The following is a 26,191-nucleotide window of genomic DNA, read 5'->3' as shown; positions in this document are numbered from 1 at the left end:
CCGGCATCAATTGAAACTCGGCGGTTGGGACAGATCGGTCGCTGGGGCCGCCGGCTTGGCAGGTGGTGTTTCACCGAAATTCGGCGGCTGCGACAGGTCCTGGGCTCCGGGCGCCGCAGGCGCGGCCGGTGCGGTGCCGTCGGCTGGTGGTGCGCCGAGCGATGGCAGGCCGAAACCAGGCGCTTCCGGCACTTGGTAATCGATCGTGCCCGGGTCGACCGCCGTGCCCTTGTAGTGCATCACCATCTGCGGGAAGGCGATGGTCAACCCGATCATGATGACCTGGATGCAAACGAAGGGAACCGCGCCCCAATAGATCTGGCCGGTGGTCACCGGTGCGATCTGCTTGCCGGTGAGGCGATCCAGATAAGGCACTCGCGCGGCGACAGAGCGCAGGTAGAACAGCGCGAAGCCAAAGGGTGGATGCATGAAGCTGGTCTGCATGTTGACGCCGAGCAGCACGCCGAACCAGATCAGGTCGATGCCGAGCTTGTCGGCGGCCGGCGCCAAAAGCGGCACAATGATGAAGGCGAGCTCGAAGAAATCGAGGAAAAAGGCGAGCAAGAAGACGAGGATGTTCACGCCGATCAGGAAGCCGACTTCACCGCCCGGCAGCGATGTCAGGAGGTGTTCGACCCAGATATGGCCGTTGACGCCGTAGAAGGTCAGTGAAAACACCCGCGCACCGATCAGGATGAACAGCACGAAGGATGACAGCCGCGTCGTCGACGCCAGTGCCTGCTTGATCACGTCCAACGACAGCCGCCCCTTCATCGCCGCCATGATCAGCGCGCCGACAGCGCCCATGGCGCCGCCCTCGGTCGGTGTGGCGATGCCGAGGAAGATGGTGCCCAACACCAGGAAGATCAGCGCCAGCGGCGGGATCAGCACGATGATCACCTGCTGCGCCAGCCGCGACATCATGTTGATCTTCAGGCGCTGGTCGGCGATTGCCACGACGTAGATAAAGATTACGCCGATGGTGGCGCCGAGGATGTCGGCGTTTTGGCCGTGCGAGGGCGCAAGATAGCGATACGCCGCGTAGGAAATCACCACTGCCGCCAGCACCGCGACCAGCAGCGACAGGACACCGTGGCCGAGCGTGCGGGCCTCAAGCGGCAGGGCCGGCATCGACTTCGGCCGGACGATCGACATGATCACGATATACATCGTGTAGAGGCTGGTCAGAACCAGCCCCGGGATCAGCGCGCCCGCATACATGTCGCCGACCGAGCGGCCGAGCTGGTCGGCCAAAACGATCAGCACCAGCGAGGGCGGAATGATCTGGGCGAGCGTGCCCGATGCGGCAATGACGCCGGACGCCACGCGGCGGTCATAGCCGTAGCGCAACATGATTGGCAGCGAGATAAGGCCCATGGCGATGACGGAGGCAGCCACCACACCGGTGGTTGCGGCAAGCAGCGCGCCGACAAAGATCACGGCATAGGCGAGGCCGCCGCGGATCGGCCCGAACAATTGGCCGATCGTGTCGAGAAGGTCCTCGGCCATGCCCGATCGTTCGAGCACGATGCCCATGAAGGTGAAAAACGGGATGGCCAGCAGCGTGTCGTTGGACATCACCCGGCTGCCGTAGAAATTATCCGGCAGCGCGTGCAGCAGCGGCCAGGCGAGGTTAATCGATCCGCCCGAATAAGGCGACAGAAGCACGCCGATGAAGAAGAACAGCAGGCCGTTGGCGGCGAGCGAAAAGGCGACCGGATAGCCGATCAGCAGGAAGAGGACCAGCGAGGCGAACATGATCGGTGCCATGTTCTGGGCGATGAACTCCATCACGAGCGCACCTCTTCGGCGAGCGCTTTGGCTTCGAGTTCGGCCTGCTCATGTACCGATATGAACGGGGTGGGATCGTCCATGTCGCCGCGCATGATGGCGATCTTCTTGATGATCTCGGAGATCCCCTGGAGCGCGAGCAGGAAAAAGCCGGCCAGCAGGATCGCCTTTGCCGGCCAGATGATCAGCCCGCCGGAATTGTTCGACATTTCGCCGCTGTGAAACGACAGCGACACATAGGGTACGAAATAGATCACCATCAGCGTCACGAACGGCATCAGGAAGAAGACATGGCCGAAAAGGTCGATCCAGTGCTGCACGCGGCGCGAGAACATGCCGTAGACGATGTCGATGCGGATATGGTCGTTCTGCTTCAGCGTGTAGGCGGCGGCCAGCATGAAGGCGGCGCCGAACAAATACCACTGCAGTTCCAGCCAGGCGTTCGACGACATGTCGAACGTCTTGCGGATGACCGCATTGGCGGCGCTGACCAGGATTGCCAGCAGGATCAGCCACGATACCCATCTGCCGATGAATTCGTTCACACGATCGATGGTTCTGGATAGAGCGAGAAGCCCTGCCATGCATTCCTCCCTTATGTCAGAGGCGCGCCGATTCCCGTGTGTTTTCCGTCGCCTCGCTGTGGCCCAACGGTATGCCGTGCGTGGCCCGGCGGGTCAACACAGTGCAGACCGAGTAAAGCAATCTTGTGAGGTTAGGAAGAGGCGAGACAGCCGCCTGACGCAGCGCATGACCCCGAAAATCGGAATCGAATTTCGGAAAGGATCATGCGCAAAATCAAAGTGCTACAGCGTCCGCCGCGCGTCCGAGAGGACGCGCGGCGCTGTAGACGTCATGCAACCAAAGTCTACCCAAGTCTGATGCGGGTCAGGCAATCTTGCCCTGGTCGCGGCCGGCGCCGATCAGCACCAGCATGGCGACGAGGAACAGATACATCCAGGCGTCGCGCCATTCGACCGGGAAATAGCCGGCCCACAGCGATTCGGCCATGCCGAAGGCCGCGGCACCAAGCGCCGCCCGCAACGGCGAGAGATAGCCGCCCACCGCCGTCACGAACAGGATTTTCAATCCGTAGACCAGGCCGGAGCCGAAGCTGACGTTGCCATAGTAAAGGCCGGCGAGCACACCGGCCAGCGCCGCGCAAAGGCCGCCGGCGAGCACCGCGTGCCGAAACATGGCGCGCACGTCGACGCCGCACATGGCCGCGGCTTTAGGGTCGTCGGACACGGCGCGCCAGCGCCGGCCGAAGCTCGAGCGGGCGAGCGCCCAGGCGGCGAGCGCGATGGTTGCCGCGACGACCGCGCAGTCGAGCAGCTGGATGAGCGTCAGTGTCACCTTGAAACGGGCGTCCTGCGCGAAGACGACGGGCTCGGCCAGCATCGGCGGCAGCCACAGGTCGTGGGTGTCGGCGGCAATACGGCTTGCCTCCGACAGGAGCAGCAATATGCCCAGCGTCGTCACCACGATCGCGTTGGGCGTGCGGTCGGCCAGCGGCTCGAAGATGCTGCGAGACAGGACATGACTGATCAGCGCCGCATACAGGAATGCCGCGACAATGCCGAGTGCGACGGCAGCGAACAGGGTCAGCCACAGGGCCTGATAGCCGAAGGCTGCGGTGAGGATCATCGTCTGCCCGCAAAAGGCGAACAGCGCGCCATAGGCGAGGTTCGTCCGGTGCAGGACGCCATTGGTTAGCACATAGCCGAAGGCGAGCAGCGCATAGAGAGCGCCGGAATGCAGCCCGTTGAGGACCTGCTGGGAGAAATAGAGCATGCGCATTTCCTTGGATCGCGGAAAACCGCGTCCCCGCGCAGATTTGCATCGGGTAATCTAACTTGTCAAATGCCAGTTATCGGTTAGAAATAGGGCTCATGACGGTTTCCTGGACCCCGCACCGCTTCACCGGCGGCCTTCTTGCGCTCGACACGGCGAACACAGTCGTGCTGCGGGGCGATCCCCGGAAAACCTTCGACCGTTTCGACAATCCGGCGGAGATCGCCCGTTTTGCTGACGCGGCAAGTGGCTTTCGCGCCGCCGAGCTTGGTGGCCGGCGGCTCGACGCGCCGCTGCCCGACAGAATCGCGCCGGTCGTGCTGTCGATCCGCGAGACGACCGACCGGCTGTTTCGAGGCGCGGTGTCGAAAGGCACGGTCGCCACAGGCGATCTGCCCCCGTTTCTGAAAGCCTGCGCCGAAGGTCTCGCGCACAGCCGCACCGAGATCGGTGCGCCGGGACGGCCATTCGGCGATCCGGCGACGCCCATCGCCTTCGAGGCGGCCCTGGCGGTTTCCGCACTGTCTCTGCTGCAGGGCGACGCGATCGCAAGGCTGAGGATCTGCCCCAATTGCAATTGGCTGTTCCTCGACAGAAGCCGCAATTCCAGCCGCCTTTGGTGCGACATGGCGGTGTGCGGCAACCGCCAGAAGGCAAGCCGCCATTATCGCCGCCGTCGAGCGGCCGCCAGAGGAACCACCAATGTCTAGGAAACCCTTGCGCTTGATCGTTGTCGCGCTCGTGGCAGCGACAACGCTTGGCGCCTGCCGCGATACCGGCACGGACGGCGAAGGCAGATTGTTCGAGATCTCCGGCAAGGTCTTCGTCTTTAACTACCGACTCGCAAGGGCGACCTATGTCGTGACGCTGAGACCCTTGCGGCCGATGCAGGAAGGACAGGTCGCGGTCGCCAGCTTCCAGGATCCGGCCGGCGGCGAGCCACTGGTCGTTGAACAGAAAATCTGGCCAAAGCTCGGCAAGGTATCCCTGGAGAGCCCGGCACTTTTCTGCATCGTCAAGGATAAGCCCTATGCGATTGCGATCAGCATCAAGGATGTCGAGGGTACGGTCCTCCAGACGATCGACACCACGCTGATGTCGACGCAGGACCAGTCGGTCCTGCCCGACCGGCCACTGGTCATCGACCAGCTTTACACGCCCAATCCCGACCTTGTCGGTCATCCGGACGGCAAACTGCCGGGCGAACCCAAGCCCGACTGTTCGAAGGCTACCTGACGCATTACCACCGGCATCGGCTGCAGCCTGAATTTTCGTGCGCTGACGGAGCAGCCGATGTGCGGTTTCTTACGCCACCGGGCGCGGAGCGGATCGTTTGTTGCGCTTCGCCTGGCATCTTCGATTTTGTTTGACCTGCCCGGCAAGGGGAGAAACACTGCAGCATCCGACTCCGACGTTGGCTGCGCTCGACGTGCGGCCTCCGCAGAGGAAATGCCTGATGACGCTGCATGATGTCGCGCTCGACGACAAGTTCGACTTGGGAAAGGAGCGCATCTTCCTTTCCGGCGCGCAGGCGGTCATCCGCATGCTTTTGATGCAGCGCGAGCGCGACCGCCGGGCTGGCCTGAATACCGCCGGCTTCGTCTCCGGCTATCGCGGCTCGCCGCTCGGCGGCCTCGACATGCAGCTTTGGAAGGCGAGGAAGCAGCTCGCCCAATCGGACATCGTCTTCCAGCCCGGCCTCAACGAGGAACTCGCGGCCACCGCCTGCTGGGGGTCGCAGCAGGCCGAATTGCTGGGCGAAGGCACGCGCGACGGCGTCTTTTCGGTCTGGTACGGCAAGGGGCCGGGCGTCGACCGCTCCGGCGACGTGTTTCGCCATGCCAATCTCGCCGGCTCGTCCAGACATGGCGGCGTGCTTGCCCTGATGGGCGACGACCACATGGCCGAATCCTCGACCAACGCGCACGCCACCGAATTCCTGTTCGTCGACACGATGATCCCGATCCTCAATCCGGCCGGTGTCCAGGAGATCATCGACTACGGGCTCTACGGCTTTGCCATGTCGCGTTTCGCCGGCACCTGGGCGGCGATCAAATGCGTCAAGGACAACATCGAATCGACGGCTTCGGTCGATGCCGCGCTCGAACGGCTTGATATCGTCGTCCCCGACTTCGACATGCCGCCCGGCGGGCTCAACATCCGCAACGAGATCGACATGCTCGGTCAGGAGGAGCGGCTGCATGAATACAAGCGCGCCGCCGCTTCGGCCTTTATCCATGCCAACGGGCTGAACCGGATCGTCTATTCCGGTGGCCGCAGCCCGAAGCTGGGCATCGTCACCATTGGCAAGAGCTATCTCGACGTTCGCCAGGCGCTGGAAGACATCGGCATCGACGAGGTTGCCGCCAATCGCATCGGCATCAGGCTGTTCAAGGTCGGCTGCCCGTGGCCGCTCGACCTGCAGCACATCGCCGACTTCGCGCGCGGCCTCGACACCATCGTCGTCGTCGAGGAGAAACGCTCGCTGATCGAGGTGCAGCTGCGCGAGAACCTTTACGGCACCGCCACGCAGCCGGTCATCGTTGGCAAGAAGGACGAGCGCGGCGACGGGCTGTTCCCGGCCAAGGGCGCGCTCGATCCCAACGACATCGCCATCGCGCTCGGCGAAAGAATCTTGCGAACGATCGGTCCATCGGACGAGATTGCGGCGCGGGTGGCGAAACTGCGCCAGTTCCAGGCGATGCTCGCCGACACGTCGGACATCGCCTCGCGCACGCCCTTCTTCTGCTCCGGCTGCCCGCATAACTCTTCGACCAAGGTGCCGGACGGTTCGCTCGCCGCCGCCGGCATCGGCTGCCATTTCATGGCGCTGTGGATGGACCGTAACACCGTGGGTTTCACCGCCATGGGCGGCGAGGGCGCGCAATGGGTCGGCCAGGCGCCGTTCTCGAAGCGCGACCACATCTTCCAAAATCTCGGCGACGGCACCTACAACCACTCTGGTGCGCTGGCGATCCGCTTTGCGCTGTCGACCGACGCCAACATCACTTACAAGATCCTCTACAACGACGCAGTCGCCATGACCGGCGGCCAGCCGCACGAGGGTGGCCTGACCGTGGACATGATCGCCAGGCAGGTGCGGGCCGAGGGTGTCGAGCGTATCGCCATCGTCACCGACGAACCGCGCAAATATGCCGCCAAGGTCGAATTCCCCGCCGGCGCCACCATTCATCACCGCGACGACCTCGACCTCGTCCAACGCGAATTGCGCGCGGTCAAGGGTGTATCCGTGCTGCTTTACGACCAGACCTGCGCCGCCGAAAAGCGCCGCCGCCGCAAGCGCGGCACCTTCCCCGATCCCGACAAGCGCGTCTTCATCAACGAGCTGGTCTGCGAAGGCTGCGGCGATTGCGGGGTGCAGTCGAACTGCGTGTCGATCCAGCCGGTCGAGACCGAATTCGGCCGCAAGCGCAGGATCGACCAGTCGAGCTGCAACAAGGATTTCTCCTGCATCAATGGCTTCTGCCCGTCCTTCGTCACCGTGCATGGTGCCAAGATCAGGAAGGTCGAGGGTATTGCCGGCACGACCGATCCGCTCGACGGCGTGCCCGTGCCCGCCGAATTCCCGCTTGGCGAGCAAGGCTGGGCGGCGATCATCGACGGCGTCGGCGGCACCGGCGTCGTCACCATCGGCGCGGTGCTCGGCATGGCCGCCCATCTCGAAGACAAGGGCTGCGGCATGATCGACATGGCCGGCCTTGCCCAAAAGGGCGGCTCGGTGTTCACCCATGTCCGCATCGCCCGCAGCCCGGACGATATCCATGCCATCCGCGTTTCGGCGGGGAAGGCCGACCTCGTGCTTGGCTGTGATCTCGTCGTGTCGGGCGCCCAAAAGGTGCTTGCCGCGGTGCGCGAAGGCCACACGATCTTCCTCGCCAACACCGCCGAGATCATGCCCGGTGAGTTTACCCGTTCGGCGGACTTCTCGCTGCCTGTCGAGCGGCTGAAAAAGGCGATCCGTACTGCCGCCGGCGACGACAAGGCGCATTTCTTCGACGCCACCCGCACCGCCACCGCGCTGTTCGGCAGTTCGCTCGGCGCCAACATGTTCATGCTCGGCTTCGCCTTCCAGCATGGTGGCTTGCCGCTTTCGGCCGAGGCGGTGGAAAAGGCGATCGAGCTCAACGGCCAGGCCGTGGCGATGAACGTCGCCGCGTTCCGCTGGGGCCGCCGCGCCGCTCACCAGCCGGATTTCGTGCGCGGCCTCGTTGCCCAGCCGGGCAAGGCCGCACAGACTGCCGCTGTCGCGGAGACGCTGGATGATATCATCGCCCGCCGCGTCGCTTTCCTCACCGCCTATCAGAACGCTGCCTATGGCAAGCGCTATGCCGACAGGCTGGCCGCGCTGCGCAAGGCCGAAGCAAGGGCGGTGCCCGGTTCGACTGATGTGACCGAGGCTGCCGCGAGGAACCTGTTCAAGCTGATGGCGATCAAGGACGAATACGAGGTGGCGAGGCTCTACACCGACGGCTCCTTCGCCGCCGAGCTGGGAAAGCAGTTTCAGAGCTACGACAAACTCGAATTCCATCTCGCGCCGCCGATCATGGGCAGGCGCGGCAGGGACGGTAAGCCGAGGAAATCGAGCTTCGGTCCCTGGATGATGAAGGGGTTTCGCCTGCTGGCAGCGATGAAAGGCTTGCGCGGCACGGTTTTCGATGTGTTCGGCTACAGCACCGAAAGGCGTATGGAACGGCAGCTTCTTGCGCAGTACGAGGCCGATCTGGAGCTTGTCTCCAGTACGCTGGCGCCGGGTAAGGTCGAGGCCGCGGCAGCGCTTGCCTCGGTGCCGGCGCTCATTCGCGGCTATGGTCACGTCAGGCAGGCCAGTGCCGAAAAGGCCGCCGGCGAGCGCCAGAGGCTGCTCGACCGCCTGGAAAAGACGCCCGTACGACCGAAGCTCCAGGCCGCCGAGTGATCCGATACGCCTTGTTTACCTGAAGAAGAGTTCCCCTACGTCAACCGGCTTGGCGGAGAGGCCCGAAACGGCCCCTCTAAACCTTTCTTAAGGCGAATGTGACACAGCTTGGCTCCCCAGGGTTGGGATTCAGGCGTGAGTCTAAAAAGAAAAAACGAGATTCCGGTCGACGTCTATATCCCGTTCGTGGAAACACTGTTTCGCGACGGCCTGACGCTTTCGATTGGATTCTTTGCCCAAACCCTACTGGTCATGCTGGTCTACTGGAAGACCAGGGATCCGACCTACATTGCGGTGGCTGTCGGATTGCTGACCGTCGCCTTCTTGCGCCTGCGCAACATCAGGAAATATCGCAACGCCCCATCACCCAGGAATTGGGCGGAGGCGCGTCGTCGCGAGAACGATTACATTCTCTACGGCTCCATGCATGGTTTCATGCTGGGCGCTTTCTGTTTCGTCGGCATCTATCTGGCGCATGACAACTATGCCGAAATAGCCGCTGTCTGTGTTACGCTGGCGTCCGCCACTTCGATCGCCGGTCGCAATTACGGCTCCCCGAGGATGGTCATGATCTTCATCATGACCATGACGTGGCCGATCTCGCTGGGCTTCATCCTGCGTGGTGATGTCTACCATGTGATACTCGGCCTGATGTCGGCTCCCTTCCTGTTCGCGATCAAACGCTTCGCCGATCTGGTCAGGGAGGTGCTTTTCACAGCTTTGTCCGAGGAAAAAAAAGCGAACCGCATCGCCCAGCGCTTCAATCGGGCGCTGAACACCATGTCGCATGGCCTCGTCATGCTCGGCCCCGACGGCCGGGTGGCGGTGGCCAATGCCGAAGCCGCGCATCTGATGTCGCTCAAGTCGCCCGACGCGCTGCTCGGGCGGTCGATCCACGGTCTGCTGATGCGTGGCGTTGCCGGCGGCATGCTGGCGCCGAAGGACTGCCGCTACATCGAAGCCCAGCTTACGCGTGCTTTGCGCGAGGGCCGCGACCGCAAGGTTCTCGTCTCGCTCGCGAATGGGCAGCACTATGAGTTTTCGGCGCGTGAAGGCAGCCAGGAACTGGGCGTCATTACCTTCGAGGATGTGACGGCCCGCGTCGAGGCGGAAGACAAGATACGCTTCATGGCGCGTTACGACAGCCTCACCGGCCTGCCCAATCGCGCCTATTTCCACGAGCTGATCGGAGAGGCCATGGCGTCCGGCGATCTCGATCGTCTTTGCGGGCTCGCCGTGCTCGACCTCGACGATTTCAAGAGCGTCAACGACACGCTTGGCCATCCGGTCGGCGACGGGTTGATCTACGCCGTCGCGGAGCGGCTGGCGGCGGTCGCTGGCCCAGGCATCACCGTCAGCCGTTTCGGCGGCGACGAGTTCATGATCTTCTTCGACCGCGTCGAGGACGAAAGCCATCTGATCGGCCAACTCGACGAGATTTTCGTCGAGTTGCAGGGCGAGGTCGACGTCGCCGGCCACGGATTGCGTATCCAGGCCAGCGGTGGCGCCGTGCTGTCGCGGGTCAAGGATACCGATGTCGATGCCATGATCGTCAAGGCGGATCTCGCGCTCTATAAGGCCAAGGAACTCGGCAAGAACACGTGGCGGCTGTTCGAGGCATCGATAGACGCCGCTTTCCGCAACCGCCAGCTGATGAAGGCGGACCTGCGCACCGCTGTGGAAAGCAAGCGGTTGCGGGTGGTCTATCAGCCGATCGTGTCAATGAGCACGATGCGCATCGCCAGTTGCGAGGCGCTGTGCCGTTGGGACCACCCCGATCTCGGGCCGATCTCGCCCAGCATCTTCATTCCGCTGGCTGAAGAAATGGGTATCATTTCCGAGATCAGCACCTTTGTCCTGCATGCAGCGTGCACCGAATGCGCCAAATGGCCCGTACAGACCAGTGTCTCGGTCAATCTCTCGGCCAAGGACTTCCGCAATCGTGACGTCGTCCAGAAGGTCAGCGATGCGCTCGCCAGTTCCGGTCTCGCCGCCGGCCGCCTGGAGATCGAGGTCACCGAGACGGCGCTGCTCGACGACAAGTCGCTGACGCGTCAGTATATCGAGGAATTGAAGCGGCTTGGCGTGCGCATCGCGCTCGACGATTTCGGCACCGGCTATTCGAGCCTGAGTTATCTTCACAAACTGCCGCTCGACAAGATCAAGATCGATCGATCGTTCCTGATGGACGTCACCCAAAGCAGCCGCTCGCTCGAGTTGCTCAAGGGCATCGTCAATCTGTCTCGGCCGCTGGGGCTTTCGGTGACCGTCGAGGGCGTCGAGACCTTTGAACAGCTCAAGATCCTGGCCTTGCAGGTCAAGCCGGACCTAGTCCAGGGGTTCCTGTTCGGCTCAGCGCTCAGCGCGTCCGGCATCGAGACCATGTCGAGCACGGTTTGGCCCTTCGCCAAGGACATCAAGACGGTCAGAAAGGCGGGGCATCGCTGATTTCTGCCAAAAAATCTCACATTTTAGTACAATTTTACCAATTATTAACCTTAACACCTGGTAAATTACCTCTATCTTATTTTCATCTTTACATCTCACGACCCTGCCGTAGTGTCCATCGCGGCGGCAGTTTACGGGGATTTGAGTTCATGGGTGTTGAGTTGATTTCGCCTCGTCAGGCGGCGAGCGCGGACGGGATTGATGCGTCCGATACCATGTCCAGCTTTGCCAGAAATGTCTCGGCAATGCTCGAACGGACGGAATATCGTCGCTGCGACAAGGGCGAAGACCTCGAAGACATCTACAGGTTGCGCTACAAATCTTATCGTTTGAGCGATATGGTCTCGGAGAATCCCGACCATATTGTGCATGACGAGCTCGACGAAGCGGCCAATTGCTCCAAGTTCGGAATCTATATCGACGGCGTTCTGGTCAGCACGCTGCGCATTCACCATGCCTGCAGCGCTACGCCGCAGTCGCCTTCCACGACAGTCTATGGCGACATATTGCGCCCCATGCTGGCATCTGGTGCGCATTTTGCCGACCCCAGCCGCTTTGCCGCCGATCCGGACTGGTCGCGGGTCTATCCGCAGATTCCGTATCTGACGCTGCGCCTCGCTGGCATGGCATGCTTCTACTTCGACGCGCCTTACTGCCTCTCCACCATCCGCCCGGAACATGCAGGCTTCTACCGTCGCATTTACTGTTCCGAGCAGATTGGCGAGTTGCGCGATTATCCGGGCCTAAATTACAAGGTCGTGCTCTACCGCGCCAACGTCAGCGCCATCCGCGAACGGTCTTTCTCCCGTTTTCCGTTCTTCCGGTCGACGCCGATGGAGCAGCGCATGCTGTTCGAGGCGCCCAGTGCCGGTGAACTCGCGCCGCTGACCATCCTGCCCACCGCCAAATACTACCGCGAAGCCGCTTGACGGATCGCGATTTTAAAGCGCGGCCGGAGCTTTCTGGTCGCTTCGGCGTTCTGGCAAGGGCGCGGTAGCGCTTGAACGACGTCGACCTGCATCGCGTTGACGGCAATCCCTTCGAAAGGAACCGACATGACCATTTCCACGCTCGCGCTCACGCCGCTGATCTCGCTGATTGCCGGCGTGCTGATCCTGGTGATGCCGCGACTCCTGAACTACATCGTCGCGCTCTATCTGATCGTCGTCGGTCTGCTTGGGCTGTTTCCGCAGCTCGCCGGCTGATGTGACAAGCCTCAGCCGGCAAGGAAGCGCAGGCGGCAGCCCTTCGCAACATCCTCCTGCATCCGGCAGCTTCAACTTTCCCTTGAGGCTGTTGTCGGCCGCGATGCGGCAATAGCGCCATTGCCCTCGGCCCGGCTTTTCGCTATGTGCCTGAAAGATGTCTTCGAAGGGGTATTCCTATGGCTGATCACACGCCGACCGGTCCTGTCGAACTGGGCGCGAAGATGGACTATGCCGAGCATGACCGCACCTATGCCGGCTTTGTCAGGCTCGCCAAATACGGATCGCTCTTTTGCCTCGCCGTGCTTTTGTCGATGGCCTTCGGTTTCTTTGCGGGCGGCTTCTTCTCGGCGTTCATCCTGTTCGTTCTGATCCTCGCCGTCGGCGCCTTCATTCTCCGGTAGATTTTTCAAAAAACCCTTGCGCGTGACGTCGCCGGAAGTCCGGCCTGCGTCCTGCGCATCAAGGTTCCAGCCGAAAGGATCATGCGGTGGGACAGACGGTTTTCATCCCTCGTGAGCTCGGTGCGAACGAGCCGCGCGTTGCTGCCTCGCCCGACACGGTGAAGCGGCTGGCGGGGCTGGGGTTCGACGTCATCGTCGAAAGCGGCGCCGGCACGGCGTCGCGCATTCCCGACGAAGAGTTCGCCAAGGCCGGTGCTGCGATCGGCAAGGTCGGCGATGTCGCCAAGGCCGATGTGGTGCTGAAGGTGCGCCGGCCTGATGAGGCGGAGCTGAAGGCCTATCGCCCGGGCACTGCCGTCATCGCCATCATGGATCCCTACGGCAACGATGCTGGCGTCGATGCGCTGGCCAGGGCCGGGGTCACCGCCTTCTCCATGGAATTCATGCCGCGCATCACCCGCGCCCAATCCATGGATGTCCTGTCCAGCCAGGCGAACCTCGCTGGCTACCAGGCGGTGATCGACGGCGCCGCGGAATATGACCGGGCGCTGCCGATGATGATGACGGCGGCCGGCACCGTGCCGGCGGCGAAAGTCTTCGTCATGGGCGTCGGCGTCGCTGGCCTGCAGGCCATTGCAACGGCAAGGCGGCTTGGCGCTGTGGTCACCGCCACCGACGTGCGCCCCGCCGCCAAGGAACAGGTTGCCTCGCTGGGAGCAAAGTTCCTGGCGGTCGAGGACGAGGAGTTCAAGGCGGCCGAGACGGCGGGCGGCTACGCCAAGGAAATGTCCAGGGAATACCAGGCCAAGCAGGCGGCGCTGACCGCCGAGCACATCGCCAAGCAGGACATCGTCATCACCACAGCGCTGATCCCCGGCCGGCCGGCACCGAAACTGGTATCGGCAGCCATGGTCGCCTCGATGAAGCCGGGTTCGGTGATCGTCGACCTCGCGGTCGAGCGCGGCGGCAATGTCGAAGGCGCTGTGCCGGGGCAGGTGGTGACCACGGCCAACGGGGTGAAGATCGTCGGCCATCTCAATGTGCCGGGCCGCGTCGCGGCATCCGCCTCGCTGCTCTATGCCAGGAACCTCTTTGCGTTCCTCGAGACGCTGGTCGACAAGACCACCAAGACGCTTGCCATCAACCGTGACGACGATCTGGTGAAGGCGACGATGCTGACCGATGGTGGCCACGTCGTGCATCCGGCCTTCGCCGGCAAGCCGGCGGTGATGATCGCCTCGGCTGAGCCTGCGAAGCCCGCAACTGCAAGGAAGCCCGCCGCTGCGAAGAAACCAGCCGCGCCCAAGCAAACTGCCGCACCCAAGTCGCCCTCGTCTAAGTCGCCCTCGTCTAAGTCGAAAGGGATCGCGTGATGGACCAGACCTTGCAGAAAGCCCTCGATCAGCTCGACCAGGCGACCGCCGCTGTCCGGCTTGCGGTGCAGGATCTGGCCACCGCTCCCGGCGGCACTGAGGCGGCCGGCGACGCCGCGCACGCGCTGTCCGGCGGGGCGATCGATCCCTTCGTCTTCCGCTTCGCCATTTTCGTGCTGGCGATCTTCGTCGGCTATTACGTCGTCTGGTCCGTCACGCCGGCGCTGCACACGCCGCTGATGGCCGTCACCAACGCCATTTCCTCGGTCATCGTCGTCGGCGCGCTGCTTGCCGTCGGCATCTCGGCGTCCGGCATCGCCACCGGCTTCGGCTTCGTCGCGCTGATGCTGGTCTCGGTCAACATCTTCGGCGGCTTCCTCGTCACCCAGCGCATGCTGGCCATGTACAAGAAGAAGGACAAGTAGAGCGACATGAACGCCAACTTCGCCTCCTTCCTCTATCTGGTCTCCGGCATCCTGTTCATCCTGGCATTGCGCGGTCTGTCGCATCCGACCACCAGCCGCCAGGGCAATATGTACGGCATGATCGGTATGGCCATCGCCATTGCCACCACGCTGGCGCTGGCGACCCCTTCGGCGGGAGGCTTCGGCCTCATCGTGCTCGGCCTTCTGATCGGTGGCTCCGTCGGTGCGGTCACTGCACGGCGCATCGCCATGACCTCGATGCCGCAGCTGGTCGCCGCCTTCCACTCGCTGGTCGGTCTTGCCGCAGTCATGGTGGCGGCTGCCGCCATCTATGCGCCGGAAAGCTTCGGTATCGGCACGGTCGCCGACATCCACGCCCAGGCGCTGGTCGAGATGAGCCTCGGCGTCGCCATCGGCGCCATCACTTTCACCGGCTCGGTCATCGCCTTCCTCAAGCTTGACGGCCGCATGTCGGGCAAGCCGATCATGATCGGCGGCCGCCACTTCATCAACGCGGCGCTGGGCATCGCCCTGATCGTGCTGATCGTGCTGCTCGTCACCAGCGAATCCAAGCTAGTGTTCTGGCTGATCGTGGCGGCATCGCTTGTTCTTGGCGTCCTTCTCATCATCCCGATCGGCGGCGCCGACATGCCGGTGGTCGTGTCGATGCTGAATTCCTACTCGGGCTGGGCTGCGGCGGCGCTTGGCTTCACACTCGGCAATCTGGCGCTGATCATCACCGGCGCGCTGGTCGGCTCGTCCGGCGCGATCCTGTCCTACATCATGTGCAAGGGCATGAACCGGTCGTTCATCTCGGTGATCCTCGGCGGCTTCGGCGGCGAGACGTCCGCCGCTGCCGACGACGGCATCGAGCGCACGGTCAAGCAGGGCTCGGCCGACGATGCCGCCTACCTGATGATGAACGCGCAGAAGGTCATCATCGTGCCCGGCTACGGCATGGCGGTCGCCCAGGCGCAGCATGCGCTGCGCGAGATGGCCGACAAGCTCAAGGCCAACGGCGTCGACGTGAAGTACGCCATCCATCCGGTTGCTGGCCGCATGCCCGGCCACATGAACGTGCTCCTGGCCGAAGCCAACGTGCCTTACGACGAAGTGTTCGAACTGGAGGACATCAACTCCGAATTCGCCCAGGCCGACGTCGCCTATGTCATCGGCGCCAACGACGTCACCAACCCGTCCGCCCGCGACGACAAGTCGTCGCCGATCTACGGCATGCCGATCCTCGATGTCGACAAGGCCCGCACCTGCCTGTTCGTCAAACGCTCGCTCGGTTCCGGCTATGCCGGCATCGACAACACGCTGTTCTACAAGGACGGCACCATGATGCTGCTCGGCGACGCCAAGAAGATGACGGAAGAGATCGTCAAAGCCATGGATCACTGATCCGGGTCCGTGGCCCCAATACACCGCTAGTTGCTCGAAGAAAGCCCGGCTCCGCGCCGGGTTTTTCTTGGCCCTGAGCATTCGACCTTGAAGGTCCTTTGCCCTCATGCCGGTTTCAGAGCTACGATGGACAAATTCTGTTCCAATGGACGGGATTTGTCGCCAACGGAGGCACTGGTGTCCGAACCTGTTGCGTCGCCGGCCAAGACCACTTCGCCAGGTTCCGGGAAGGCGCCGCGCAAACCCAGCCAGGCAGTGGTGATCGTGCATGGCATGGGTGAGCAGCGGCCCATGGACACGCTGAGGGGATTTGTTCAGGCTGTTTGGAGCCATGATCCCGCCCGCGCGCCGTTTTATGCCCGTGTGGTCGATCCGGCCGACCCCGCCGGTGAGAAGATCAATCAGAGCTGGATCACGCCCGACAGCCGGACGAACTCGCACGAGCTTCGCCGGATCACCACCCCTTACGATGTCGATGGCCGCCGCACCGATTTCTACGAGCTTTACTGGGCCGACATCACGCAAGGCACGACGCGGGGCCGGCTTGCGGCCTGGGTGACAAATCTGCTCTGGCGCAAGCCCGCCGATATTCCGCGCGATGCCCGTGGGCTGTATGTCGTCACGCTTCTGGCCGTCATAGCAGTCCTGTGCGCGGCGCTCGTGCTGGCGACGTCGGCCTCGCAAGGATATATTTCCTGGACCACGGGCATGCTCGTGACGATCCTGGCTTCATTCGTCATCTGGCTGGTGGATCGGTTTGGCCTCCCTTATTTCGGCGATGTGGCTGCCTATGTGCGTGCCGAAGCGGCAACGGTCGAGAAGCGCGCGCTTGTCCGTGACCGTGGCCTGGTGCTGTTGAAGCGTCTCATGATGGACGATTCCTACGACCGCATCGTGCTGGTTTCGCACAGCCTCGGATCGATCATCGCCTATGATCTGCTGCAGATATTGTGGGCCGATTTCAGGCCCCGAAAGCTGGAAGCCGTCCGCGACAGGGCGAGACTGAAAGCGATCCGCGCCATCGACAAGGCCACGCTCAACGCCGAGGGCTCTGCGTGGCCCGACAGATTGGATGATTTTTCCGGATTCCGTCGCGCCCAATGGGAACTCTATCGGCAGCTCCGCACCCGGGACGCCGAACATCCGTTGCCGTGGAAGATCAGCGATTTCGTCACGCTTGGCAGCCCGCTGACCCACAGCGAATTTCTGGTGACCTACAATCTCGCCGAATTCAGGCGCGGCATCGCTGAGCGGCTGTTCTCGGCATGCCCGCCGATCGCCGAGGCGGCGGCCGGCGGAACCATCCTCTATCAGGAAGGGCGCAGCCGTTCGGGCAAGCCGCAGCGGGCGGTGCATCATGGTGCGGTGTTTGCCGCGACGCGTTGGACCAACATCTTCGACAAGGGCAATGGCTGGCTGACGGGCGACCCGATCTCCGGACCGATGGCGGAAAATTTCGGCCCCGGCGTAGAGAACATCCAGGTCGAGCTGCGCGGTTCGCTTGGCCGCACCTTCACCCACACGCTGTATTGGTCAATGACGGCAGGCGGCGTCGAGGTCAACGCGCCTATAGACACACCGCCGCGCTCGCATCTTGCCGTGCTGCGCGATGCGATCGACCTCGGCCGCAAACTGGAGCCAAGCCAAGCGGCCCAAGCATAGAAACGACCCAAAGCATAGAACGAGTTGGCGCGCCGGAGCACGCCAACACCTCAGATATCCAGATTGGCCACCGACAGCGCGTTTTCCTGGATGAATTCGCGCCTGGGTTCGACCTCGTCGCCCATCAACCGCGAGAACAGCGAGTCGGCATCCGTTGCGTCATTGACTTTGACCTGTAAGAGCGAACGCACATTCGGGTCGAGCGTGGTCTCCCAGAGCTGCTCGGCGTTCATCTCGCCAAGGCCCTTGTAGCGCTGCATGGTCAGGCCCTTGCGGCCGGTGGCAAACACGGCGTTGAGCAGAGCCAGCGGTCCCGAGATGGTTTCGGACACATCCTTGCGGCGCAGCACCGGCGGCTCGCCATAGACTTCCGCGAGGCGCGGCGCATAGCGGTCGAGCTGGCGGGCGTCGGCCGAATTGATCAGCGCGAGGTCGAGATGCGCGAACTCCTTGACGCTGCGCACCGTGCGCTCGAATACATAGCCGCCGATTCCTTCGTTCGAGGTCGACATGCGGCCGGTCCAGCCGCGTTCGGTATCCTCGGCGATGATGTCGAGTCGCCCGGCGACACGCTCGGCCATGGCGTTGGCGCGGCCGAGATCGGTGAAAACCTCCGGGTTGAGTGCGCCGGCGATCGCCGCCTGTTCGACCACGCCGCGGTTGTAACGCGTATGCAGCCCGTTGATGAGCTGGCGCACCGCCAGCGCGTCGTCGATGGCGCTGCGCAGGTCCTGTCCGGCCCGCACCTCGCCGGTGCTCAGCGCAAGCGACGCCTCCTCCAGCCCCGAGCCGATCAGGAATTCCTCGAAGGCGCTTTCGTCCTTGAGGTATTGCGAGCTCTTGCCGCGCGTCACTTTGTAGAGCGGCGGCTGGGCGATATAGAGATGGCCGCGCTCGATCAGTTCCGGCATCTGCCGGAAGAAGAAGGTGAGCAGCAAGGTGCGGATGTGGGCGCCGTCGACGTCGGCGTCCGTCATCAGGATGATCTTGTGATAGCGCAGCTTGTCGGCGTTGAACTCGTCCTTGCCGATCGAGGTGCCGAGCGCGGTGATCAACGTGCCAATCATGTCGGAGCCGAGCATGCGGTCGAAGCGGGCCCGTTCGACATTGAGGATCTTGCCGCGCAGGGGAAGGATGGCTTGGTTCTGACGTGAACGGCCGCCCTTGGCAGAGCCGCCGGCGCTGTCGCCCTCGACGATGAAGATCTCGGACTTCGCCGGATCGCGTTCCTGGCAGTCGGCCAGCTTGCCGGGCAGCGAGGTGACGCCGAGCGAGCTCTTGCGGGTGATGTCGCGCGCCTTGCGTGCGGCTTCACGCGCCGCTGCCGCCTGGATGACCTTATCGATGACCACCTTGCCCTCGGCAGGATGCTCTTCCAGCCAGGTGCCGAGCGCCTCGTTGACGAGCCCTTCCACCACGGGACGAACTTCGGACGAGACCAGCTTGTCCTTGGTCTGCGAGGAGAATTTCGGGTCGGGAACCTTGACCGACAGCACCGCCGTCAGCCCCTCGCGGCAATCGTCGCCGATCAGCGCCACCTTCTCCTTCTTGGTGAGGCCCGAAGAGTCGCCATAGCCGGTTATCTGGCGCGTCAGCGCGCCGCGGAAACCGGCAAGATGCGTGCCGCCGTCGCGCTGCGGAATGTTGTTGGTGAAGGCCAGCACGTTCTCGTGGTAGCTGTCGTTCCACCACATGGCGACTTCGACGGTGATGCCGTCGCGCTCAGCCTTGATGGCAATCGGCTTTTCGATCAGCGGTTTCTTGACGCGGTCGAGATATTTGACGAATTCCTCGAGCCCTCCGTCATAGTGCAGCTCATGGCGCACGACGTCGGCATGGCGGGCATCGGTCAAAAGAATACGCACGCCGGAATTCAGGAAGGCAAGTTCGCGCAACCGGTGCTCCAGCGTGCCGAAGTCGAACTCGACCATGGTGAACGTTTCGGTCGACGGGAAAAAGGTGATCTCGCTGCCGCTGCGCCCCTCATAGGTGCCGGCGACCTTGTGCTGTTCGTAACTGCCGGTGACTTTCAGCGGCGCGTCGGCGTTGCCATGCGTGAAGCTCATCTCGAAGATCTGGCCGTTGCGGCGGATCTTCAGCTTCAGCCAGGCCGACAGCGCGTTGACCACCGAGACGCCGACGCCGTGCAGGCCACCTGATACCTTGTACGAGTTTTGGTCGAACTTGCCGCCGGCATGCAGCTGCGTCATGATCACTTCGGCCGCCGAAATGCCTTCGCCGGTGTGGATATCGGTCGGAATGCCGCGGCCATTGTCGATGACCGTCACCGAACCATCGGGGTTGAGGGTCACCGTGACGAGGTCGGCATGGCCGGCCAGCGCCTCGTCGATGGCGTTGTCGACCACCTCGTAGACCATGTGATGCAGGCCCGAGCCGTCGTCTGTATCGCCGATATACATGCCCGGCCGCTTGCGGACGGCGTCCAAGCCCTTCAAAACCTTGATGGAATCGGCGCCGTATTCGGCCTCAGCGCCGTTGGCGTTGTCGATCTGATCGCTCATGAAAACCTGTCTGATTGATGCCGCACGTCCAGCGCGAAAAATCGGCTCCGAATCGCGCGTCCTTGATGTCCTAGATATAGGCGCAAAAGGCGGTTTTTCCAAGGTTTGCAGGCATTTCCGAATGGAAGAGAAGCACGCCCGGCCGGCCGGACCATCGGACCCAAAAAGTGGAGCCGGTTTTGGCAACATCCGATACTCAAACAAAAGCCGAAGCGGCGGCAACAAGGGCAGGTCGGGAGGGCGCTTCGCCTTGGTCGTCCGGTACCTACATGGACGCCTGCCTTGCCAGTCACTACATTGAGGTCGCTAGCGGAGCATGCCATGGACAGTCAGCCCGCCCCCTTCGTCCCGCCGGCGCCGAAGCCGCGTACGTCACCGCCTTCGACGCTGGAGATGATTCGTATCGTCTACCGCAACCCGCTCGAACTGTGGGGCGAGCCGACTTACAACGAACCCTGGATATCGGTGAACGGCATCGGCGGGCCACTGGTCATCGCCAATGATCCCGGCCTCATCCGCCACGTGCTGGTCGACAACGCCAGGAACTACAAGATGGCGACTGTGCGCCAGAAGATCCTGCGCCCGATCCTGCGTGACGGCCTGCTGACCGCCGAGGGCGAGGTGTGGAGGCGCTCGCGCAAGGCGATGGCGCCGGTGTTCACGCCGCGCCACATCTTCGGCTTTGCCGAGCCTATGCTGAGGCGCACGCAAGAGTTCGTCACGCGCTATGAGGAGGGCGGCACGTCGGATATCGCCCATGATATGACGCTGCTCACTTACGATATCCTGGCCGAGACGCTGTTTACCGGCGAGATATCAGGCGAGCCGGGCAGCTTCGCCAAGGAGATCGACCATTTGTTCGAGACCATGGGCCGGGTCGATCCGCTCGACCTGTTGCGGGCGCCCGACTGGCTGCCGCGCCTGACCCGCATCCGCGGCCGCAAGACCATGGCCTATTTCCGCAAGATCGTCACCGACACCGTCAAGATGCGCGAAGAGCGGCTTAGGCGCGATCCGGACAAAGTGCCACAGGATTTTCTCACGCTTTTGCTCAAGGCGGAGAGACCGGATGGGCTGACGCGAGCCGAGGTCGAGGACAACATCATCACCTTCATCGGCGCCGGCCATGAAACCACGGCGCGTGCGCTCGGCTGGACGCTCTATTGCCTGGCCGAAGCGCCTTGGGAGCGCGAAAAGGTTGAGCGCGAGATCGACGCCGTGCTGGCGCGAGAGCCCGACCCGACAAAATGGCTCGACGCCATGCCGTTCACCCGCGCCGCCTTCGACGAGGCGCTCAGGCTCTACCCCCCGGCGCCGTCGATCAACCGCGAGCCGATCGAGCCCGAAACCTGGAATGGCCTCTACATACCGAGGCGCGCCGCGGTGCTGGTCATGCCCTGGGTCGTCCATCGCCATCGCAAGCTGTGGGACAGGCCCGACGCCTTCATGCCGGAACGCTTCCATCCGGGGAATCGCGAAAAGATCGACCGCTTCCAGTATTTGCCGTTCGGCGCCGGTCCTCGCGTCTGCATCGGCGCCAGCTTTGCCATGCAGGAGGCGATCATCGCTTTGGCCATCATGCTGTCGCGCTTCCGCTTCGACACCACCGCCGAGACCAGGCCATGGCCGGTGCAGAAACTGACGACGCAACCGCAGGGCGGCCTGCCGATGCAGGTCACGCGGCGCCTTTAGCAAGCGCCTGATTTGGCTGGTATCAGGCCGCCGTCTTGCGCTGGAACTGGCCCGCGGGGCGGTAGCTCCAGAGATAGCTCGGCAGGATGCTGCCGATCGACCGCGGCTGGATGCCGAGGCCGGCGAGCGTCCTGTTGTCCCTGGCGGCCGCGTCCGACACGATGTTGTCCCCGCGCAGCTGCAGGACCTGATCCTTGGTCAGCAACGGATTGGGCAAAAGACCGAGGATCGATGCCTGCATGTTGGCCAGCCACCACGGAACCGGCACCAGAAGCCGCTTGCGGTTGATGACGGCAAGCATTTCTTCCATGCATTCCTTGAAAGTGAACACCTTCGGCCCGCCGAGCTCGTAGATCTGGCCACCCCCGACCTTGCCTTCGACCGAGCGCGCCACCGCTTCGGCGACATCGCCGACATAGACCGGCTGGAATTTGGTCTGCCCGCCGCCGATCAGCGGCAGCACCGGCGAAAGGCGTGCCATGCCGGCGAAGCGGTTGAAGAAACTGTCCTCCGGTCCGAAAATGATCGATGGCCGGAAGATGACGGCATCCTCGATCGTCTCGAAAACCGCCTTTTCACCGAGCGCCTTGGTGCGCGCGTAGTCCGATTGCGCGTTCAGATCGGCACCCAGTGCCGAGATATGGGTGAAGCCGGCGCCGACGGCACGCGCCGCTTCGGCGATGGCGCGCGCACCGAACTCATGAACGGACGTGAATTTCTGCCGGCCGCTCTCATGCAGGATGGCCACCAGGTTGACGACATGGTCGGCACCCTGCACGGCGCGGTCGACCGACCAGCGCACCCGAACGTTGGCCTGCACCGGCTGGATCTGGCCGACATTGCCGAGCGGCTGCAGATGGCCGGCGAGATCGGGTCGGCGGCAGGCGACCCTGATGCGGTAGCCGCGCCTGGCCAGCGCCCGCACGACGTGACGGCCGACAAAGCCGGAGCCGCCGAACACGACGACGAGCTTTGGGGTCTGCAGGATTTCGGTCATGTCTGGCTCCGGCGCTCGAAAGCTTGGCTGAAGCCGTTTCTTAATCCGTTTCGCGCCAAAGGCAAAGGGCGACGAGTCGTCGCCGATGCGCTTGGTTTAGCCGGTTCAGAACGCCTTGCCGATGCGTGCGTCGACCGAATGGCGATTGCCGCCGCGGATGACGAAGAAGAACAGGATCGCCGCCCACAGCAGCGATTTTTCGGCGCCTGAAAAGCCCTGGCCCATGGTGACCCAGTGGAACCAGATCGTGACCAGAAGCACGAACATCCCGGCGAAGGCGGCTGGGCGGGTCAGCAGGCCGATGGCGATGAAAATGCCGCCGAAGAATTCGGTGCAGGCCAAAAGCAGCGACCAAAACGCGCCGGGATAGAAGCCGAGCCCCTCGACCATCTCGGCAGCGCCGAAAGGATTGGTGATCTTACCCGAGCCGTGGATGGCGAGGAAGATGCCGGCCACAGCGCGCAGGATGGTTTCCGCGGCGGTGTTCAGCGCCGAATAGAGGCCGCCAAGGGCTGGGACGAAAAGGCTTCTGCTGGAATTGTCGGTGCTTGCGGACACGGTGGCTCCCCTTTTGCTGCTCCGCGCAAACGCCTGACCAAGTCGGTCAAAGTCAAATGAACAAAAGTTGACTGGAAAAGGCATATTCTGTTCGCCGCCGGCGAAACGCAGAAAACCCCGCCGAAGCGGGGTTTTCCGGGTGACGCCCATATCCATTATCAGGGTCCGACGAGGCGGCCTGACCTGAGACGGTATCAGGACGGCGTCAAACGCCCGCCCCAGCCCTGAGCAGACCGGACGACACCGGCCGGGCAAACCCCACCCCGGCAGGCATTGGTCGCCGCAACGTGCAAAAAGGTTCAGCGAGCGCCGGAAAAGACGGCCCTTCGCCGCACTGTCGAGCGAGCAAGGATCAGCTGACTGTCTGAAAAGTGTGGATTTCAGGAAGAGTAGCGCGAGGCGAATTCGGAAATGCGCTGCACCACGGCTTTGGGAGCCGTTATGCCCCGTGCCGCCGCCTTCTCCGCCGCTTCGGCCCGGGCGCGGCCGGGCACATGCACGCCGTAGCGGCGGCGCAACCGTTCGAGCTGGTCCTTCATGCGTTTCTCGAAATCCGGATCGAGCAGCTTGGGCTCGACGGCCAGCACGAAAAGGCCGGTTCCGGGACTGTCCGGCCCGCCGGTGAACCATGGTGCATCGAGCGACCAGTTGGCGCCCGACAGGCCCGCCGCCAGCACTTCGACCATCAGCGCGATGTTGGCGCCGCGCTGGCCGCCAAAGGCAAGCATGGCGCCTTTCATGGCCGCCGCCGGATCGGTGGTAGGGTTGCCGCTTGCGTCCAGCGCCCAGCCTTCCGGAATTTGCCTGCCGTCCTCGGCCGCCTTGCGGATGTTGACGAAAGCGGTGGCGCTCGACGACTGGTCGATCACCAGCGGCGCTCCGTCGGCGGCGGGCGCGGCGAAGGACATCGGGTTGGTGCAGTAGACCGGCTTGACCGAGCCCGAGCCGGCAAGCACGGCCGGCCCGTTGGTCGCGGCGAAGGACACCAGCCCTTGCGCGGCCAGCCGTCCGGTGAAATAGCCGAGCGCGCCGCATGTATAGGCGTTCTTCTGCGAAAAGATGGCGACGCCGAACAGGCGCGCCGCCTTGGCGAGATCGTCGATCGTGCGGTCGAAGCCGGTATGCGCCAGACCGCCGCGCGCGTCGGAGAGATAGACCGCCAAAGCCGGCCTGGTGATGACCGGCTCGGCCTTGCCGTCGATGCGGCCGGCCTCCAGCGCTTCGAGATAGTCGATGAAATGCGACAGGCCGACCGTGGACAGCCCTTCCGCCTCGGCCGCAACGATGGAGGCTGCGAGCGACTGTGCCGCTTCTTCATTGGCGCCGGCGCCAAGCGCCGCCATCCGGCACAGCCCTGTCGCCTGGTCGAGACTGAGTTGCATTTCGTAAGTCCTGAATTCGTGAAACTGTCCCGATATCAGCCGAGCCGGTTTGGAATCCGCGCCTCGAGCCGGCGGAAGCCGAACACCAGGATACCGGTGATGGCCATATAGACCAATGCCAGAAGCAGCAAGGGTTCGTAGGTGATGAAGAGGTCCTGGCGCACCCGCGAGGCTACGGCATAGATGTCGACCATGGTTATGGTCGCCACCAGCGGTGTTGCCTTCAGCTGGAGAACGGTTTCGCCGGCCAGCGTCGGCAGCGCCCGGTGGATCGCCTGCGGCAGCCATATTCGCCTGAACATTTTCCAACGGCTCATGCCGAAAGCGCGGGCCGCCTCGAGTTGACCGCGCGGCACGCCGGCGAAGGCGCCACGCATCACTTCGCCTTCGTAGCCGGCATAGGAAATCGTCAGCGAGAGAACGGCGTAGGGCCATGCCTGTCTGAGAATGGGCCAGAGGAACGACTCGCGTATCCACGGAAATTGCGGAAACAGCGAACCGAGTCCGAAGTAGAGCAGCCAGAGCTGGAGCAGCAGCGGCGTGCCGCGAATAACCGTGCAGAAGACCTTGGCCGGAACGCTCAAAATCGGCGGCCCAATCACCTGCGCGAGACCGAGGGGGATCGCGATCGCGATGCCCAGAGCCGACGTTACCACCAGCAGCCATATGGTCCGCCAAATGCCTTGCAAAGCCAGCGGCAGATAGGTGGGCAGCCAATCCCAGCGCATCAGGAAAATCGACGCCACGACGATAGCCAGTGCGACCAGGATCAGCGCTATCCGATGTGGCTGCATCCAGAGCGAGGCCCGGGCGGCGGCGTGAATGACCGGGATTTCGGCCGCCATCAGTGCGCCCCCGCGATCGAAGGCATGCCGCGCCGCGCCCAGCGCTCAATGCGCCCGATGACGACGTTGGAGACGAGGGTCAGGACAAGATAGAGCGCGCCCGCCGCCATGAAGAAGGTGAAGTAGGCCTTCGTGGCGCCGGCCGCCGTCCGTGTGGTTTGCGTCAGTTCGTTGACGCCGACGATTGCGAGAAGTGCGGTGTCCTTGGTGGCGATCAGCCACAGGTTCGCCAGCCCCGGGATGGCGAAGGGCAGCATCGCCGGTAGCGTGATACGCCTGAGAAGCAGACCGGGGGGCATTCCATACGCCCGCCCGGCTTCGATCTGGCCCTGCGGAATGCCGAGAATCGCGCCGCGCAAGACCTCGGTGGAATAGGCGCCCTGCACCACCCCGAGCACGCCTATGCCGGCGACAACCCCGTTGATATCGATTGCGGCATGGCCGAGCGCGGTGAGCAACTGGTTGATGAGGTCGGTACCAGCGAAATAAAGCAGCAGGATCAGCACCAGTTCGGGCACGGCGCGGACCACGGTGGTATAGACTTCCAGCAGGTCACGAACCACCGGCCCGCCATAAAGCTTGCCATAAGCGCCGCCGATGCCGATCACAAGACCGACTCCAAAGGAACCGAAAGCAATTCCGACGGAGTTTGCCAGCCCATGCAGAAGGCTGAGACCTCTGCCGTTCGGCGGTTCGAAGGACAGCAGTTCCAACGAACTGGCTCCGAAGACCGTGACGAGAATGTCGCTCAGC

The 26,191-nt window shown here is 63.2% G+C and carries 21 protein-coding genes; 12 read left to right on the top strand and 9 right to left on the bottom strand.

Features of this window, described 5'->3' with window-relative positions:
• Positions 1-6 precede the first annotated feature (6 nt).
• The 3 genes from E5X88_RS21235 to E5X88_RS21225 all read right to left on the bottom strand — a co-directional run bounded on the left by E5X88_RS21235 (position 7) and on the right by E5X88_RS21225 (position 3,585).
• A complete protein-coding gene (locus tag E5X88_RS21235; RefSeq protein WP_292164846.1) occupies positions 7-1,791 on the bottom strand; it encodes a TRAP transporter large permease subunit in 1,785 nt (594 codons plus the stop codon).
• A complete protein-coding gene (locus E5X88_RS21230) occupies positions 1,791-2,375 on the bottom strand; it encodes a TRAP transporter small permease subunit (RefSeq protein ID WP_292164749.1) in 585 nt (194 codons plus the stop codon). The genes E5X88_RS21235 and E5X88_RS21230 overlap by 1 nt, the downstream gene beginning before the upstream one ends.
• Before the next feature lie 304 nt (positions 2,376-2,679).
• Complete coding sequence (locus E5X88_RS21225; protein WP_292164748.1) at positions 2,680-3,585, bottom strand: branched-chain amino acid ABC transporter permease; 906 nt, start codon at positions 3,583-3,585, stop codon at positions 2,680-2,682.
• A gap of 98 nt (positions 3,586-3,683) precedes the next feature.
• Here E5X88_RS21225 and E5X88_RS21220 point away from each other — a divergent pair, with 98 nt between their 5' ends.
• The 11 genes from E5X88_RS21220 to E5X88_RS21170 all read left to right on the top strand — a co-directional run bounded on the left by E5X88_RS21220 (position 3,684) and on the right by E5X88_RS21170 (position 17,442).
• Positions 3,684-4,295: a CGNR zinc finger domain-containing protein gene (locus E5X88_RS21220; RefSeq protein ID WP_292164747.1), complete on the top strand. Its 612-nt coding sequence runs from the start codon at positions 3,684-3,686 to the stop codon at positions 4,293-4,295.
• Positions 4,288-4,821 (top strand): hypothetical protein, encoded by a 534-nt coding sequence (locus tag E5X88_RS21215; RefSeq protein ID WP_292164746.1) that lies wholly within the window; start codon positions 4,288-4,290, stop codon positions 4,819-4,821. The genes E5X88_RS21220 and E5X88_RS21215 overlap by 8 nt, the downstream gene beginning before the upstream one ends.
• A 220-nt stretch (positions 4,822-5,041) precedes the next feature.
• Complete coding sequence (locus E5X88_RS21210; protein WP_292164745.1) at positions 5,042-8,521, top strand: indolepyruvate ferredoxin oxidoreductase family protein; 3,480 nt, start codon at positions 5,042-5,044, stop codon at positions 8,519-8,521.
• Between the two features lie 135 nt (positions 8,522-8,656).
• On the top strand, positions 8,657-10,969 hold the full coding sequence (locus tag E5X88_RS21205) for an EAL domain-containing protein (RefSeq protein WP_292164744.1): 2,313 nt from the start codon (positions 8,657-8,659) through the stop codon (positions 10,967-10,969).
• A gap of 215 nt (positions 10,970-11,184) precedes the next feature.
• Entirely contained in the window at positions 11,185-11,898 is a 714-nt protein-coding gene (locus tag E5X88_RS21200; protein WP_292164844.1) for a hypothetical protein, read from the top strand.
• A 126-nt stretch (positions 11,899-12,024) separates the two neighbouring features.
• A complete protein-coding gene (locus E5X88_RS21195; RefSeq protein WP_065006071.1) occupies positions 12,025-12,174 on the top strand; it encodes a DUF3096 domain-containing protein in 150 nt (49 codons plus the stop codon).
• 179 nt (positions 12,175-12,353) lie between these two features.
• Complete coding sequence (locus E5X88_RS21190; protein WP_292164743.1) at positions 12,354-12,578, top strand: aa3-type cytochrome c oxidase subunit IV; 225 nt, start codon at positions 12,354-12,356, stop codon at positions 12,576-12,578.
• Positions 12,579-12,664: 86 nt separating this feature from the next.
• Positions 12,665-13,951 carry a Re/Si-specific NAD(P)(+) transhydrogenase subunit alpha gene (locus tag E5X88_RS21185; protein ID WP_292164741.1) on the top strand — a complete coding sequence of 429 codons (1,287 nt, stop codon included), beginning with the start codon at positions 12,665-12,667 and terminating at the stop codon, positions 13,949-13,951.
• Positions 13,948-14,376, top strand: a complete 429-nt coding sequence (locus tag E5X88_RS21180; RefSeq protein ID WP_189644465.1) for an NAD(P) transhydrogenase subunit alpha — start codon at positions 13,948-13,950, stop codon at positions 14,374-14,376. Before E5X88_RS21185 ends, E5X88_RS21180 begins: the two co-directional genes overlap by 4 nt.
• 6 nt (positions 14,377-14,382) lie before the next feature.
• Complete coding sequence (locus E5X88_RS21175; protein WP_292164738.1) at positions 14,383-15,780, top strand: NAD(P)(+) transhydrogenase (Re/Si-specific) subunit beta; 1,398 nt, start codon at positions 14,383-14,385, stop codon at positions 15,778-15,780.
• 177 nt (positions 15,781-15,957) lie between these two features.
• Positions 15,958-17,442, top strand: coding sequence for a hypothetical protein (locus tag E5X88_RS21170; RefSeq protein WP_292164736.1), 1,485 nt, complete (start codon positions 15,958-15,960; stop codon positions 17,440-17,442).
• A gap of 50 nt (positions 17,443-17,492) precedes the next feature.
• Here the strand turns inward: E5X88_RS21170 and gyrB are convergent, their stop codons facing one another.
• Complete coding sequence (gene gyrB / locus E5X88_RS21165; protein ID WP_292164735.1) at positions 17,493-19,964, bottom strand: DNA topoisomerase (ATP-hydrolyzing) subunit B; 2,472 nt, start codon at positions 19,962-19,964, stop codon at positions 17,493-17,495.
• A gap of 321 nt (positions 19,965-20,285) precedes the next feature.
• On the opposite strand from gyrB, the gene E5X88_RS21160 reads away from it, so the two are divergent.
• A complete protein-coding gene (locus E5X88_RS21160; protein ID WP_292164734.1) occupies positions 20,286-21,656 on the top strand; it encodes a cytochrome P450 in 1,371 nt (456 codons plus the stop codon).
• 22 nt (positions 21,657-21,678) lie between these two features.
• On the opposite strand, the gene E5X88_RS21155 is transcribed toward E5X88_RS21160, so the two are convergent.
• The 5 genes from E5X88_RS21155 to E5X88_RS21135 form a co-directional block, all read right to left on the bottom strand.
• Entirely contained in the window at positions 21,679-22,653 is a 975-nt protein-coding gene (locus tag E5X88_RS21155; RefSeq protein WP_292164733.1) for a complex I NDUFA9 subunit family protein, read from the bottom strand.
• Positions 22,654-22,758: 105 nt separating this feature from the next.
• Positions 22,759-23,211: a DoxX family protein gene (locus E5X88_RS21150; protein WP_292164732.1), complete on the bottom strand. Its 453-nt coding sequence runs from the start codon at positions 23,209-23,211 to the stop codon at positions 22,759-22,761.
• 380 nt (positions 23,212-23,591) lie between these two features.
• On the bottom strand, positions 23,592-24,593 hold the full coding sequence (locus tag E5X88_RS21145) for an Ldh family oxidoreductase (protein WP_292164731.1): 1,002 nt from the start codon (positions 24,591-24,593) through the stop codon (positions 23,592-23,594).
• Positions 24,594-24,628: 35 nt separating this feature from the next.
• Positions 24,629-25,438 (bottom strand): ABC transporter permease, encoded by an 810-nt coding sequence (locus E5X88_RS21140; protein WP_292164729.1) that lies wholly within the window; start codon positions 25,436-25,438, stop codon positions 24,629-24,631.
• On the bottom strand, positions 25,438-26,151 hold the full coding sequence (locus E5X88_RS21135; protein ID WP_292164728.1) for an ABC transporter permease: 714 nt from the start codon (positions 26,149-26,151) through the stop codon (positions 25,438-25,440). The genes E5X88_RS21140 and E5X88_RS21135 overlap by 1 nt, the downstream gene beginning before the upstream one ends.
• Positions 26,152-26,191 lie beyond the last annotated feature (40 nt).

Origin of the sequence: Mesorhizobium sp., assembly GCF_004962245.1 — a bacterium.
Lineage (GTDB): Bacteria > Pseudomonadota > Alphaproteobacteria > Rhizobiales > Rhizobiaceae > Mesorhizobium.
This window is presented reverse-complemented; position numbering and strand designations above follow the sequence as displayed.